The organism is Nostoc sp. T09, from assembly GCF_002154695.1.
Taxonomy (GTDB): domain Bacteria; phylum Cyanobacteriota; class Cyanobacteriia; order Cyanobacteriales; family Nostocaceae; genus Aulosira.
The window spans coordinates 1-13650 of the sequence record NZ_MTAV01000053.1 but is presented as its reverse complement, the minus strand read 5'-3'; the positions used below and the strand labels follow the sequence as shown (position 1 = coordinate 13650).

The window sequence follows — 13650 nt, the reverse complement described above, 5'->3', positions numbered from 1 at the left end:
TTTTTACCCCTGTTGGCGATCGCAGTTCTGATTACGCTCTAAACAGCTAAAGGTTAACATCTACACTAGTGTGTCCTAAAAATTGCATGGCACAATCTGCAAGTGTTGCGGATAATTATGTAAAAATTATTAAAGTGTATCAGTGAGCATCATTATTAATAAATTCTTGAACTCTTTATTCAGACAAAGTCTCAGTATGGCATTTTTAATTTTTTGTATTTTTACTAACAAAAAAATTATTAACTTCTAATTGTATCAATTTAGATATTGATCTAGATAATTAATTACCTAATTGCCACTCGGTAATTTATTCTTAGGTATTACTTAGATTTTTAAGTTAATAAAAAGACATATTAGATTTTGGATAAAGTGTAAAAAATTAATCAATGGCGAACTGACTATACAAAAGATACTCAGATTGCGGGAACCCATAACAAACTTTGAAATTCTTCATAAATAGAACCTCTATGTTACCATCTGGATGGTTTTAGACGGATCGTAACTGGCAGTTAAGTATAAAGGCCAACGACCGTAGCGTCTTCTAAATTTGGTGGTTGAGGAGAGAATAATAGTGCAAGATAGCATGTCAGTGGCAGAACCAAATCTATATACACAGCGCAACCAACCACGACCAATTCGCATAGGCGTAATTGGAGTGGGTAACATGGGACAACATCACACCCGAGTCTTGAGTTCAATGAAAGATGTTGAACTAGTCGGTGTTTCCGATATTAACGTCGAGCGAGGATTAGAAACCGCTAGCAAATACAAGGTCAAATTTTTTGAAGACTATTGTGATTTGCTACCTCATGTGGAAGCAGTTTGCATTGCTGTTCCGACTCGCCTGCATTACGCCGTGGGCATCAACTGTCTGTTGGCGGGAATTCACGTTTTAATTGAAAAGCCAATTGCCGCCAGTATTTCTGAGGCAGAATCTTTAGTCAATGCCGCAGCTGAATCTCAGTGTATTCTCCAAGTAGGTCACATTGAGCGCTTCAATCCTGCATTTCGAGAACTGAGCAAAGTACTGAAAACTGAGGAATTGCTTGCGATAGAAGCTCATCGAATGAGCCCTTATTCAGACAGAGCAAACGATGTTTCTGTTGTGCTGGATTTAATGATCCACGACATTGACCTACTTTTGGAATTAGCTGCCTCCCCAGTAATAAAGTTGACTGCTAGCGGCAGTAGGGCACTAGACTCTGGTTATTTAGATTACGTAACTGCCACCTTAGGATTTGCTAATGGGATTGTAGCTACTTTAACTGCCAGCAAAGTCACCCATAGAAAAATCCGTCGCATTGTTGCTCATTGTAAAAATTCATTTACTGAGGCAGATTTTCTCAAAAATGAGATTTTGATTCACCGACAAACTAATGCCAACTCTCTCAACGATCATCGGCAAATACTTTATCGGCAGGACGGTGTGATTGAGAAAGTCTATACCACTAATATTCAACCTCTGAGCGCAGAGTTAGAACATTTTGTCAACTGTGTTCACGGTGGCAATCAACCCTCAGTTGGTGGTGAACAAGCGCTGAAAGCTTTAAGATTGGCAAGTTTAATTGAGCAGATGGCTCTAGAAGATCGGGTTTGGAACCCATTAGACTGGCAATCAGAATCAAGAGTGCAATCATTAACCCCGACAGTCTAGACAAGCAGGGGGCACAAAGAAGACAAAAGTCAAAAGTGTAAAATACTTTTGACTTTTGTTTTATGTACCTGCCTGTAATTTGTCAATTCGTCTTCTTCCATTTCTCAGTAAAATTGCCAATTTGAGTCTAACCAAGTTATCTTAACTCAAACAAACACAGAGATAATTAACTTTTGGCAAAGCTAAGGCTGAATTTGGCAACCAGACTGGTGTAGCAATTTTAGGAATTGACTCAATGCTCGAATGGATAACTCATACCATTACAAAGTTTGACTACTGGGGAATTGCTCTACTAATGTTCCTAGAGAATCTCTTCCCTCCGATTCCTTCAGAATTGATCATGCCACTGGCAGGATTTACAGCAAGTCCATATCAGCCAGGAGGAGCAAAGCTCAATATTTTTGGCGTATTTTTCGCCGGACTTTTGGGTTCTGTATTAGGCGCACTCATCTGGTATTATCCAGGTAAGTTTTTAGGCGAAGAGCGCTTAAGAGCTTTGGCTGATAAATACGGCAAATGGATAGCTATATCTAGCAAAGATATAACCAAAGCCACACGCTGGTTTGGTTCTAAAGGTAGGAAGGCAGTTCTTATTGGTCGCCTTGTTCCAGGAATCCGGACTTTGATTTCCGTACCTGCGGGCATCAGCAATATGCCTTTGATACCATTTCTATTTTATACAACTTTGGGTAGCGCTGCTTGGGTATGTTTGCTAACATACTCAGGATATTTGTTGGGTAGTCAGTATGAACTTGTGGACAAGTACCTTGCTCCTGTATCAAAAATCGTTCTTGGGAGCCTGGTTCTGGCATTTGCTGTTTGGGTGTTCAAACGCAAGCGTAAAAGCACTAGAAAATGACATACACAGGCTTCTGGCGTCAAAATAGGTGTTAAATATACCTCTTATTGGCCTACACTATCCCAAATAATGCTAGATTCGCGATCGCCTGACTTAATTTTTTGCGTATTTCTAGCTACACTTGACGCAGCCTGAAATTTCTGGTAATTCCCATTTTTGTAAGATTGAGCAGGATAACTTTTTACAGTTAAGTTAGGACTAGGAGCTTTTATGACAGACCAACCATCCGCCGCTACCCCGATAAATGCCGCTGCTATACCCATGAATAGGGTGTCAGCGTCCACCCCAATCAATGCTACTACTACTCCCAAGCCAAGTACCTTTTCCGGTAAGGCTATTCTCAGCGTTGATTTAGGCAGAACTTCTACTAAGACTTGTGTCAGCCGCGAACCAAACAATGTGGTGTTTGTACCTGCAAACGTAAAGCAAATGTCAATAGAACAGGTACGTGGGGGTGTTTTTGAGGCACGCGCTACCGATCCTTTAATGGATTTATGGCTGGAGTATCAAGGTAGTGGCTACGCTGTCGGTCAACTGGCAGCAGATTTTGGAGCTAATTTGGGAGTAGGTCAATCTAAGGTAGAGGATGCACTAGTAAAAGTGTTAGCAAGCGCTGGCTATTTTAAGCTCAAAGACGATATCTCGGTCGTACTGGGTCTGCCTTTCCTTTCTTTAGAGCAATTTGAAAAGGAAAAAGCGCAGTTGATCAGCCTGGTAAGTGGTCCTCATGTTTTAAACTTCCGTGGCGAATCCGTAACACTAAATGTGAGTAAAGTTTGGGTAATGCCAGAAGGCTACGGTAGCCTGCTCTGGTCAGAAGCTCAACCTCAAAAAGGTGCAACTGTTCCCGATTTTACAAAAATATCAGTTGCTATCGTTGATATTGGGCATCAAACTATCGATCTTTTAATGGTAGATAACTTCCGCTTCGCCCGAGGCGCTTCTAAGAGTGAAGATTTCGGGATGAATAAGTTTTATGAATTAGTAGCCGCTGAAATCGAGGGAGCTGATAGCCAATCTCTGGCATTGATTTCCGCTGTCAACAAACCTAAGGGAGAAAGATTTTACCGTCCCAAAGGTGCAAGTAAGCCTACTAACCTAGATGATTTTCTCCCTAATCTCACAGAGATGTTTTCTCGAGAAATTTGTAGTCGCGTACTAGCGTGGTTACCAGAGCGTGTTACTGATGTGATTATTACCGGAGGAGGTGGTCAATTCTTTTGGGAAGATGTACAACGTCTGCTGAAAGAGGCTAAAATTAACGCTTATTTAGCTGCACCTTCCCGACAAGCTAATGCCTTGGGGCAGTATATTTATGGAGAGGCACAATTATCAGCCGTTCGCTCTTCTAGGGCTTAAAACTGATGTTCCAATGGTCAAAAAAAGTAGTGAAATCGGTCACGTTCAATCCAGGGGTTGCTGATGAAAGCTTGTTGGCTCTTGTAGAAAGCTATTTGGAGAAACAAGTCGATAAAACTTTCAGCGACCTCTGCAAAGAAGCTCTATGGCAGTCTTTATGTGTACCGGAATCAGTGAAACCTGGTCCGCAAACAGCATCAACAGAAGCGGTTGAACAACAAATCGGTAAACTGCAAAATCAACTGGCTGACCTTGAGGAACGGTTTTTTGCCAAAGAATCTCATCGTTTGGAGTCAATGGAACACCAGATTCTACAACTGACTCAACAGGTTGCTCATTTGGCTATCATGGTCGCTGAGCGACCAGTAGTGATTCAGTCTCCAACCCCAGCAACATCAGTAGTAGAAGTAGTCAATACCACGACTTATTCTGCACCTCCCCCTCCTCAAGAGGTTGACCCTGTGATTAGTCGACTTAGTCAGTTTCTCGATGATTTTTAAGGAACAGTCAGGGTGTTGAGCATCTTGTGTTCTTATATACAATCCTTAATAGTACTTGCTATTAAGGATTATTAATATTTGTATATGTCACAAGTTACGTTATTTGATTTTGATAAATTCGATCTCAGATCAGATATTTTAGACACTTTAAATAAAGCTGTGTTTTCAAGAAAAATGCGAATTAAGACAAAGTAGTACTTGTATCTGACTGAGCTAAAAAATCAATTCATTTACGTTTATTTTAAAACTGCTGAGTGGCAATTGTACTTACTTTAACAATATTTTTTTTACACACCATACTGCATAAATGGTAGAATCCTCAGGTATAAATTTTAGGATACCTCCATGCCAGTTGTAGCGAACTCCATCAAATTTGGTACAGACGGCTGGCGAGGTGTTATTGGTGATGAGTTCACCTTTGAACGCCTAGCCTTGGTTGCCGCAGTCGCCGCAAAAGTATTATATAATACTTATTTTTCTATTGTAGGTAGTCGGAAGATCGTTGTCGGTTACGATCGCCGATTTATGGCGGAAGACTTTGCCCGTGTTGTGGCCGATGCTGTCACTGCTGTTGGATTTGATGTGCTACTCAGTGAAAGCTATGCACCAACCCCAGCTTTTAGCTGGGCGGCGAAACAACTTAATGCTTTGGGGGCACTAGTAGTTACCGCTAGCCATAATCCTGGTTCATATTTAGGATTAAAAGTCAAGGGATATTTTGGTGGGTCAGTATCGCCAGAATTTACTAAAGAAATAGAAGCGCTGTTAGCTGAGGGAGTATCAGAGGCAACCACACCAGGCAAGTTGGAAAAGTTTGACCCTTGGCCCAGTTATACAGCAGGCTTAGAAGGTAAAGTTGATATTGTTAAAATTCGAGATGCCATAGCTGCTGGCAAACTTACTGTATTTGCTGATGTCATGCATGGGGCGGCGGCTGGCGGATTGGCAAGACTACTAGGCGATCGCGTCCGGGAAATTAACAGCGATCGCGACCCTTTATTTGGTGGCGGTGCGCCGGAACCTTTGCCTAAATACCTTTCGCAACTATTTAAAGTAATAAAAACTCACCGAGAAACGCATACGAACGATTTAACGGTTGGGTTAGTTTTTGATGGAGATTGCGATCGCATTGCAGCCGTAGACGGAAAAGCCAACTTTTTGAGTTCGCAAGTATTAATTCCGATATTAATTGACCATTTAACCTTAAGGCGCGGTTTTAGTGGTGAAATCGTCAAAACAGTCAGTGGTTCTGACTTAATTCCTCTTGTAGCAGCACTACATCACCTGTCAATATTTGAAACACCTGTTGGTTACAAATATATTGCTGACAGAATGTTAGCAGCAGAGGTTTTGTTAGGAGGCGAAGAGTCAGGAGGAATTGGCTATGGTAGCCATATTCCCGAACGGGACGCACTGCTATCGGCATTGTACGTGCTAGAAGCTATTGTGGAATCTGGAAGAGATTTAGGTGAATATTACCAGTACTTACAGCAACAAACAGGTTTCAATTCAGCATACGATCGCATCGATCTGCCGCTAGCAAGTATGGAAGTGAGAGCGCGTCTTTTACAACAACTGCAAACCCAACCTTTAACGGAAATTGCTGGACAAGCTGTCATCGATTGCCAAACTATTGACGGCTACAAATTTCGCCTAGCTGACAAAAGCTGGTTAATGATTCGTTTTAGCGGTACTGAACCTGTTTTACGCCTTTACTGCGAAGCCGCTACACTCGAGCGAGTACATCAAACTCTTGCGTGGGCGAAACATTGGGCAGAGTAAAATTAATCATAGTCGAAAGTCAAGAGTCCATAGTCCAAAAACTATTGACCATTGACTCTTGACTCGTGACCAATGACCAATGACAAATGACCAATGACTAAACTACTTGTAGTAGCCACAGGAAATCCAGGCAAGTTGCGAGAAATGCAAGCTTATCTGGCTAATTCTGGCTGGGAATTAACACTAAAACCTGAAGAATTAGAAATTGAAGAGACAGGCGACACCTTTGCTGCCAACGCTTGTCTTAAAGCCTCTCAAATCGCTCAAGCAACAGGAAATTGGGCAATTGCGGATGATTCTGGCTTACAAGTAGATGGTTTGAATGGGGCACCAGGGGTGTATTCAGCACGTTACGGCAAAACCGACTCAGAACGCATCGCTAGGGTATTGAACGAATTAGGCTCTGATGTAAATCGACAAGCCCAATTTGTTTGTGTCGTAGCGATCGCTAGTCCTGATGGTGCGATTGTCCTTCAATCCGAAGGTATTTGTCGGGGCACTATTCTTCATGCACCTCGTGGTCATGGTGGTTTTGGCTACGACCCGATTTTTTACATTCCCGAGAAACAATTGACCTTTGCTGAGATGACACCACAGATGAAGAGGTCAATTAGCCATCGAGGTAAGGCTTTTACAGCTTTACTCCCGCAATTGGCAGTGCTGAGTCCTGAGTACTAAATTTTGAGTCAGGAGTAAGTTTTGAGTTAATCAGGGTGAAGAAATTACATGTCACCGTTTCTTCAAAACTCTCTATAGAGGCATTTAGCGTCTGTTAGACACCCAAAACTTTACTCTATAAACTCTTTTCTCTTACCACTCAGTACTCACAACTCAGCCCTTAGGTTTTAAACTGCTTCTGTATTCTTTTCTCCCGTGCGAATCCGAACAACTTGCTCAACAGGCGAGATGAAGATTTTACCATCACCAATTTCACCAGTGCGGGCAGCAGCAATAATTTTGTCTACCACCATATCAACTTGGTTGTCGTCAACAACAATTTCTACTTTGAGTTTTTGCAGAAACTCGACGGTGTACTCAGAACCACGATAGCGTTCTGTTTGACCTTTTTGTCTGCCAAAGCCTCTAACTTCAGAAACTGTCATGCCGACAATACCAGCATTGACCAAGGCAATTTTCACTTCATCAAGCTTAAATGGGCGGATAATTGCTTCTACTTTTTTCATTTATTGGACTCCTTGCTTCTACTAGCTTCGTTTATCTATCTAACCAGATCCCTTGTCTGACGCTTTAACTAGTAGAAGTATTTTAAAAACATATGTAATCATTTACGACTTTGGATGACCTGTTGGAACAGTGGTGAAATTAGCAGCGGCAAGTGTTACTAATTTAATAGTCTTTGAGGTTATGACAGCAAAAAACCGTCACCAATTGGGTATGGTATAATGTATGTTTTGTAAATAAAAAATAGGTAAATTCCCTGATACAGTACTTTGGTATTTTGAGAGAGAAATTGTCCGAGAATCTTCAAATTACAGCCGCAACACAAAGAGTTTGAACTAGCGACTCTGATGTTCAAACAGAGGACGCACAACTAAATACCCAGCACTGAAAGCAGCCAACATAATTAACAAAATGGTAATCACTAACCACCAGCCACTTACTTCTTTAGGCTCTGGTTCAGTAGGACCATAATATCTTACTTCCTGCTCTTCTATGAAGACTGGTTGCGGTATTGGGGACATCATTTCCATTGCAGGTACAGAGACTGGAGAACGGCGGCTTTGACTGCTTGGAACCTCAGAGACAGCAGGTGGACGCGGACGAGAAACTTGCTGACGTGGACGTGCTGTTGCGGCGGTCGGTTGAGCAGCACTTTTCTTCTCAGTAGATGCACGGGGCGCTGGGTCGCTAGGCATAGTAGGCGGCTGTGCTGAAAAATCCACTAACTTTTGCAACTTTAAACAAGACTGAATGAGTTTAGTCATTTCTTGGCGTAGCAGTTGATTTTCTTGAGTTAGTTGCTGATTTTTAGCTGTGAGCGCATCTAACTTTGCCTGTGCTGTTTTTAACTCAGCTGCTAATTCCCGATACACAGACAGTGGTACAGATGGGGGATAGGCTGGAGCCGTTGGTGTGGGCGGATGGTTGTAAATGGGATTTGTGCTTGCTTGCATAGGTGGCTTGGTATGAAAAATTAAAGTAATTTATTGTTTTAGAGATAGTAACAGAGATAATCAATCTTGAAACTATGCCCAAGAATAATAGAAAAATGCTGACAGAGCAAAGACTTTTTATTTACATTATGGAATAAGTACATATAACCAACCTCAAACTGCATTGCCATTTGAATATAGCTTCAGCGATTGAGCGATTGGATGAAGGCGAGTTCCAACCTAGGTTAATTTCGCAGCAGAGGGAAGAAGTGTCCCACAGGACCTTGCCCTTTACCAATATCGAGGGCGTAAGTAAGTGCTGTTGTAACATAGTCCTTGGCCTGCTGCACTGCTGTTAATAGGTCTTTTTTCTGAGCCAGATTAGCTGCGATCGCAGCTGATAAAGTACAACCAGTACCGTGGGTATTTTTTGTATCTACTAGCTTGGTTGTCAAAGTTTGCAATTTTTGCCCATCAAACCAAACATCAACACCACGCAAACTTCCCTGCATACCTCCTCCCTTAACCAAAACGGCTTTCGCCCCTAAATTCTGGTGAATGATTTGGGCTGCTGCTTGCATATCATCAAGGGAATTAATAGATAATCCACTCATAATTTGAGCTTCATAGCGGTTTGGCGTCACAATAGTTGCCAAGGGGATTAAAGCATGGCACAGAGTCTGCACTGCGTCATCATCAATCAATTGTGCTCCTGTCCGTGACACCATGACTGGATCGACTACTAAGTTAGCGATTTTCCAAGCCTCTACTTGCTGAGCAACAGCCAAAATAATTTCTTGGTTGAGCAACATTCCTGTTTTCGCACCTTGTACTCCAATATCCTCAACTACTGCCTGAATTTGCGCCACCACAGCCTCAGTTGGTATCGCATCTACTCGCGTTACTCCCAAAGTATTTTGCGCCGTGATGCAGGTGATAGCACTAGTTCCATGAACACAGTGAAAAGCAAAGGTACGTAAATCAGTTTGAATGCCCGCACCACCACCACTATCCGAGCCAGCAATGGTTAATGCAACAGGTGGCCTTGAGTTTGTAACAGCGTTCATCTAATTAATCTTTTGGCTAAGCTGACTGTTAACACTTATCACAATCACCAGCCATCTTGAGATATTTAAAATATCTTGGCAACCCCGAGTACCTTAATTCCTGTTTTTCAGAGAGCAACTAGGAATCATGACTCTTTGAGTGCAAATTTTGTAATGCTTCCTGTAAATACTTACCCCATTCAACTGCTAAAGGAATCTCTGTAAAAGGAACACGGACTGAGTTAGCAGATTCGGGGAAGATAAATTGTAATTCAATCTTACGCCCTTTCTCTGGTGCTTTACTTAATTCTACTAATCCGTCATCCACTAAAAGATTTATTTTTTGAACATCAAGTAAAGAAAAGGTTTCAAGTTTGATCGGTCCTTTTGGCGTGGGTTTTCCCCAAGTTATATTGTTGCCTTTTTGACCTAACACTGCATAAATATCATATTTAGCGCGTTCAAATTGCTCTGCCCAAGCGCGGTAAGCCTCAACTTTTTGATACTCCTTTGAGCCTTGCCAAGCCAACCAGAAAAACATGACTAACAGAGGCAACCATAAAAGACCATGTTCCATAGTTTCAACAGTCCTGAGTGCTGATACAAAGTTTTAACTAAAGTGCAAAATACACCAACAAGGGACAGAGATAAGTTATGGTAGTGAGCAACTGGCAAAAAGCGGTGATGAGTTTATATGAGAAGGCTTATATTATTTTGCTTGTTTGTCATTGGGTTAGGGGCTGCTGTGTTTGGTTTCGTAAATTTTCAGGGACTGGCAGCCAAAGGTGAGTTTGAGACGATTTTGCTTGATTTTCGCGAAGATATACCCAAAGAGGTAGTAGAAAAAAATTTGCAAGCGATCGCTCAACAATACCAGGTTACACCCCAATTGGATAATAAATTTTCGGCGAAAGATAATGTGTATATTATCAAAGGCGATCGCCAACGGCTGAAAGAATTGCAAAAATCACAATTCAAGTCAGCTACAGAATTTATTGAGCCAAATTATATTTATAAAAAGATTCCCCAACCAGGTGAAGTTGCTTTTTTGGGAGAATTTTTAAAACCCAACGAAGATGAGGAGGAAGTAACTCCCTCATTAACTGGGCCCAATGACCAGTATTACAGTAAGCAATGGAACTTGCATAATATTGGCATTGAAGGCGCGTGGAGTCAAACCAAGGGCAGCGGCATTACAGTTGCTGTAATTGACACTGGTATCACTCGCGTGCGGGACTTACATGAAACGAAATTTGTCAAAGGCTATGATTTCGTTAACGACCGAGAAGAAGCCAAGGATGATAACGGACATGGCACCCATGTAGCAGGTACGATCGCTCAAGCTACCAATAACAAATATGGCGTAGCTGGCATTGCGTACGAAGCCAATCTCATGCCTTTAAAGGTATTGAATGACTATGGTGGAGGTACTGTTGCCGATATTGCTGAAGCCATTAAATTTGCTGCTGATAAAGGCGCAGATGTGATTAATATGAGCTTGGGTGGTGGCGGTGAAAGTCAGTTAATGAAGCAAGCCATTGACTATGCCCATAACAAAGGCGTTGTCATTGTTGCGGCGGCTGGCAACGAAAATGCTAATGGGGCCAGCTATCCAGCCCGTTATCCCCATGTCATCGGCGTTTCAGCATTCGGCCCGGATGGAGAAAAAGCTCCTTACTCTAACTTTGGTGCTGGGGTAGATATCTCCGCCCCTGGCGGTAGTGATGCTGGCAAGATTTTGCAAGAGACAATCAACGAAAAGGGTGAAGGGGTATTTCTTGGCTTTCAAGGTACAAGTATGGCATCCCCTCACGTTGCTGGTGTCGCTGCACTAATCAAAGCTAAAGGCGTTACAGAGCCGGATGAAGTTTTGAAAGTTCTAAAACAGTCTTCACGAGTTATCCAAGACGATGGTTTGAACTACTATGGCGCTGGGCTGCTAAATGCCGAAGCAGCAGTTAAACTTGCCACTGAAGGTCAAATTAGTTTTTCTGACTTCTTCCGCTGGTTAAGGGATAATGGCTATCTCAACCCTGGCTTTTGGATTGATGGCGGTGCTGTAGCACTACTGCCCAAAATTTTGATGGTAGTAGGTTCCTACCTGCTAGCTTGGTTTTTACGGGTTTACTTTCCCTTCTCTTGGAGTTGGTCTTTATCCAGTGGTTTAGTAGCTGGCAGTTCTGGACTATTCTTCCTCAAAGGATTCTATATTTTTGACCTTCCTCAATGGCCTTTCCGGCTTTTGGGAAGTTCCATTCCCGAATTAGGTAACACTCTCCAAGGAACCAATGCTTTAAATCCTTTATTTGCCAGCGTGCTCATTCCTATTGTTCTCGTTGCATTGCTGCTGGGACATCCTAGCGGCAAATGGTTTGCAATTGGTTCAACCCTTGGTGTGGCAGCGTGTTTAACGGTGAGTGCAGTTTATGATCCTACAGTTTGGGGATTGGGCAGTAGTTATTTGGCACGTGTCTTCCTGATAGCTAATGCCCTACTCTGTTATGGATTAGCTCGTTTAGCGTTGAAAAATGAAAGGCAAGTAGCTTAAGTTAAGAGGGGAAGCAGGGAGATACAGGTGAACAATTATTACTGTTCTTCATCTCCCTTATTCCTTCAAAACTCAGCACTTAACACTCAGAAATAATATGAGCACTACAGTTACAGGCACTATCCAACACCGTGATATTGGTACTGGTGCATGGGCATTAGTTACCGATGATGGTGTTACTTATGAAATACCTAGAAGTGTAGACAAAAAACTACTCAAAGAAGGGCAAAAAGCAAAAGTTACAGGACAGGTGCGTGAAGATGTCATGACTACTGCCATGATTGGCCCTGTTCTGGAAGTAAAATCTTTTGAGGTAGTCAGTTCTGACTAGCTGTGGAATTTAAAACTTCTTGTAAACGACTTCTAAACTCTCCTTTGGGATGACCTCCTTTGACCTCACCGATAATCTGAAAGTCTCCTTCGGGAGAATCACAGATAATGTAAGTAGGCCATCCCATTTCTGATTTATCGGGATATTGAGTTAACAAGATTTTGCGATACTTGCGGTAAGTAGCTGTATCCTGCATTTTGACATCAATAAATTGCAAACTCAGTTCGTCAGCCACTTTTTTGTCATAAAAAGACATTTTATGGCAAATGCCGCATTCTTCTGAGGAGAACTTAATTACCGCTAAATTCATCTGATCTGCGACTCTCTGGATATAGGCAACCTATTATAGTATAAAACATTCAAGATCAGTATATTGCTGAAGCACATAACAAACTAGCAACATAAAAGTTGCCAGACTCGAGAAGTTGTGTAAAACTGAAAAAACATTTATCCACAGATGTTGAAGAAAGAACATGCTTAACAAAACAACGTCTTATGAGAGTTAAAGCTCCTTCCAACTGTAGATAAAGCTATGTCTTGGTAATTCACACAGAAAAATTATAGAAAAATAATTAAAATTTTTGGCAAATATACAATGGAATAACTATCGCATGAGCCTTCTAGCCTATGAAAGGGTAAAAGTTAGTCAGGGAAAGGCTATCGAGAGCTAAGAAAAATAATGATAAGATAGAGTTAATTAAAATTGACTTTGGTTAAGCGAGCGCTTAACTGGAATATCAACAAATAATCTTATTGGACAATTGCATTAATGTTAATAGCACATTTGTTGTGTTATAATAATTCCCTCAGCGTCTAATCAGTGGGTAGTTAAAGGCAAAGTATCTCCTCAAGAAAATCTCCAATAAGTACTGGACTACTAGACTAGCGGAGTTAGTTATCAGGGTGCATCTACCAATTTATTGTTTTCATGTTTAGTGTAATCTTTAGGATAAATTTATCTAAAGGGATATTGTTTTCTTTTAAGAATTAAAAAACCCCAGTAGGTACTAGCCAACTAGGGGAGTTAGTTATCAGGGTGTATCTACTAATTTCTGTATTCTCAACGCTTATACTGCAATCCGTATACAAATTTATCACATAGATTTAGCTAGTGGTTAACCAAAAAAAACCTAGTGGTATCAGCCAACTAGGGGAGTTAGTTATCAGGGTACACTTATTACTTAACTATTCTCAGAGTGACTACTAGAATCTGGATAAAATTATGACGTAGGGAGTGGCTAGTGATTAACTAGAAAAAACCCCTAGTGGTGGCAGCCAACTAGGAGAGTTAGTTATCAGGGTGCATCTACTACTTAACTATTCTCAGTGCAGCTACTATAATCCGGATAAAATTCTCATAGAGGTGTGTTAGTGGTAACAATAAAAAAATCCCCTAATGGGTTTGAGCCAACTAGGGGAGTTAGTTATCAGGGTGCATCTACCATTTAATTGTTCTC

General features: G+C 41.5%; 13 protein-coding genes. 8 read left to right on the top strand and 5 right to left on the bottom strand.

Features of this window, described 5'->3' with window-relative positions:
• Positions 1-571: 571 nt before the first annotated feature.
• The 6 genes from BV372_RS12825 (at position 572) to rdgB (ending at position 6832) form a co-directional block, all read left to right on the top strand.
• A complete protein-coding gene (locus tag BV372_RS12825) occupies positions 572-1654 on the top strand; it encodes a Gfo/Idh/MocA family protein (RefSeq protein ID WP_086686892.1) in 1083 nt (360 codons plus the stop codon).
• Positions 1655-1889: 235 nt separating this feature from the next.
• The gene (locus tag BV372_RS12820; RefSeq protein ID WP_086686891.1) at positions 1890-2513 is read left to right on the top strand and encodes a DedA family protein; all 624 of its coding nucleotides are present in this window, start codon (positions 1890-1892) and stop codon (positions 2511-2513) included.
• A 210-nt stretch (positions 2514-2723) separates the two neighbouring features.
• Positions 2724-3872: a ParM/StbA family protein gene (locus BV372_RS12815; protein ID WP_086686890.1), complete on the top strand. Its 1149-nt coding sequence runs from the start codon at positions 2724-2726 to the stop codon at positions 3870-3872.
• A 5-nt stretch (positions 3873-3877) separates the two neighbouring features.
• Positions 3878-4372 (top strand): plasmid segregation centromere-binding protein ParR, encoded by a 495-nt coding sequence (locus BV372_RS12810; protein WP_086686889.1) that lies wholly within the window; start codon positions 3878-3880, stop codon positions 4370-4372.
• Between the two features lie 345 nt (positions 4373-4717).
• Complete coding sequence (locus BV372_RS12805) at positions 4718-6154, top strand: phosphoglucomutase/phosphomannomutase family protein (protein ID WP_086686888.1); 1437 nt, start codon at positions 4718-4720, stop codon at positions 6152-6154.
• Between the two features lie 93 nt (positions 6155-6247).
• Positions 6248-6832 (top strand): RdgB/HAM1 family non-canonical purine NTP pyrophosphatase, encoded by a 585-nt coding sequence (gene rdgB, locus BV372_RS12800; protein WP_086686887.1) that lies wholly within the window; start codon positions 6248-6250, stop codon positions 6830-6832.
• Positions 6833-6999: 167 nt separating this feature from the next.
• On the opposite strand, the gene BV372_RS12795 is transcribed toward rdgB, so the two are convergent.
• From BV372_RS12795 to BV372_RS12780, 4 genes are all read right to left on the bottom strand, one after another.
• Positions 7000-7338: a P-II family nitrogen regulator gene (locus BV372_RS12795; protein ID WP_086686886.1), complete on the bottom strand. Its 339-nt coding sequence runs from the start codon at positions 7336-7338 to the stop codon at positions 7000-7002.
• Between the two features lie 333 nt (positions 7339-7671).
• Entirely contained in the window at positions 7672-8289 is a 618-nt protein-coding gene (locus BV372_RS12790; RefSeq protein WP_086686885.1) for a hypothetical protein, read from the bottom strand.
• A 224-nt stretch (positions 8290-8513) separates the two neighbouring features.
• A complete protein-coding gene (gene thiD, locus BV372_RS12785) occupies positions 8514-9335 on the bottom strand; it encodes a bifunctional hydroxymethylpyrimidine kinase/phosphomethylpyrimidine kinase (RefSeq protein ID WP_086686884.1) in 822 nt (273 codons plus the stop codon).
• A gap of 118 nt (positions 9336-9453) precedes the next feature.
• Positions 9454-9891: a hypothetical protein gene (locus BV372_RS12780; RefSeq protein WP_086686883.1), complete on the bottom strand. Its 438-nt coding sequence runs from the start codon at positions 9889-9891 to the stop codon at positions 9454-9456.
• 117 nt (positions 9892-10008) lie between these two features.
• On the opposite strand from BV372_RS12780, the gene BV372_RS12775 reads away from it, so the two are divergent.
• Both BV372_RS12775 and BV372_RS12770 read left to right on the top strand, forming a co-directional pair.
• Entirely contained in the window at positions 10009-11862 is a 1854-nt protein-coding gene (locus BV372_RS12775; protein ID WP_086686882.1) for a S8 family peptidase, read from the top strand.
• A 97-nt stretch (positions 11863-11959) separates the two neighbouring features.
• Complete coding sequence (locus tag BV372_RS12770; protein ID WP_086686881.1) at positions 11960-12193, top strand: hypothetical protein; 234 nt, start codon at positions 11960-11962, stop codon at positions 12191-12193.
• On the opposite strand, the gene BV372_RS12765 is transcribed toward BV372_RS12770, so the two are convergent.
• The gene (locus BV372_RS12765; RefSeq protein WP_086686880.1) at positions 12180-12503 is read right to left on the bottom strand and encodes a thioredoxin family protein; all 324 of its coding nucleotides are present in this window, start codon (positions 12501-12503) and stop codon (positions 12180-12182) included. The genes BV372_RS12770 and BV372_RS12765 overlap by 14 nt on opposite strands.
• Positions 12504-13650: the final 1147 nt, after the last annotated feature.

What these genes read in the sequence shown, in the direction of transcription:
- BV372_RS12820 (WP_086686891.1), top strand. Translation starts at nt 1,890, where the DNA reads ATGCTCGAATGGATAACTCATACCATTACAAAGTTTGACTACTGGGGA.
- BV372_RS12815 (WP_086686890.1), top strand. Translation starts at nt 2,724, where the DNA reads ATGACAGACCAACCATCCGCCGCTACCCCGATAAATGCCGCTGCTATA.
- BV372_RS12810 (WP_086686889.1), top strand. Translation starts at nt 3,878, where the DNA reads ATGTTCCAATGGTCAAAAAAAGTAGTGAAATCGGTCACGTTCAATCCA.
- BV372_RS12805 (WP_086686888.1), top strand. Translation starts at nt 4,718, where the DNA reads ATGCCAGTTGTAGCGAACTCCATCAAATTTGGTACAGACGGCTGGCGA.
- rdgB (WP_086686887.1), top strand. Translation starts at nt 6,248, where the DNA reads ATGACTAAACTACTTGTAGTAGCCACAGGAAATCCAGGCAAGTTGCGA.
- BV372_RS12795 (WP_086686886.1), bottom strand. Translation starts at nt 7,338, where the DNA reads ATGAAAAAAGTAGAAGCAATTATCCGCCCATTTAAGCTTGATGAAGTG.
- BV372_RS12790 (WP_086686885.1), bottom strand. Translation starts at nt 8,289, where the DNA reads ATGCAAGCAAGCACAAATCCCATTTACAACCATCCGCCCACACCAACG.
- thiD (WP_086686884.1), bottom strand. Translation starts at nt 9,335, where the DNA reads ATGAACGCTGTTACAAACTCAAGGCCACCTGTTGCATTAACCATTGCT.
- BV372_RS12780 (WP_086686883.1), bottom strand. Translation starts at nt 9,891, where the DNA reads ATGGAACATGGTCTTTTATGGTTGCCTCTGTTAGTCATGTTTTTCTGG.
- BV372_RS12775 (WP_086686882.1), top strand. Translation starts at nt 10,009, where the DNA reads ATGAGAAGGCTTATATTATTTTGCTTGTTTGTCATTGGGTTAGGGGCT.
- BV372_RS12770 (WP_086686881.1), top strand. Translation starts at nt 11,960, where the DNA reads ATGAGCACTACAGTTACAGGCACTATCCAACACCGTGATATTGGTACT.
- BV372_RS12765 (WP_086686880.1), bottom strand. Translation starts at nt 12,503, where the DNA reads ATGAATTTAGCGGTAATTAAGTTCTCCTCAGAAGAATGCGGCATTTGC.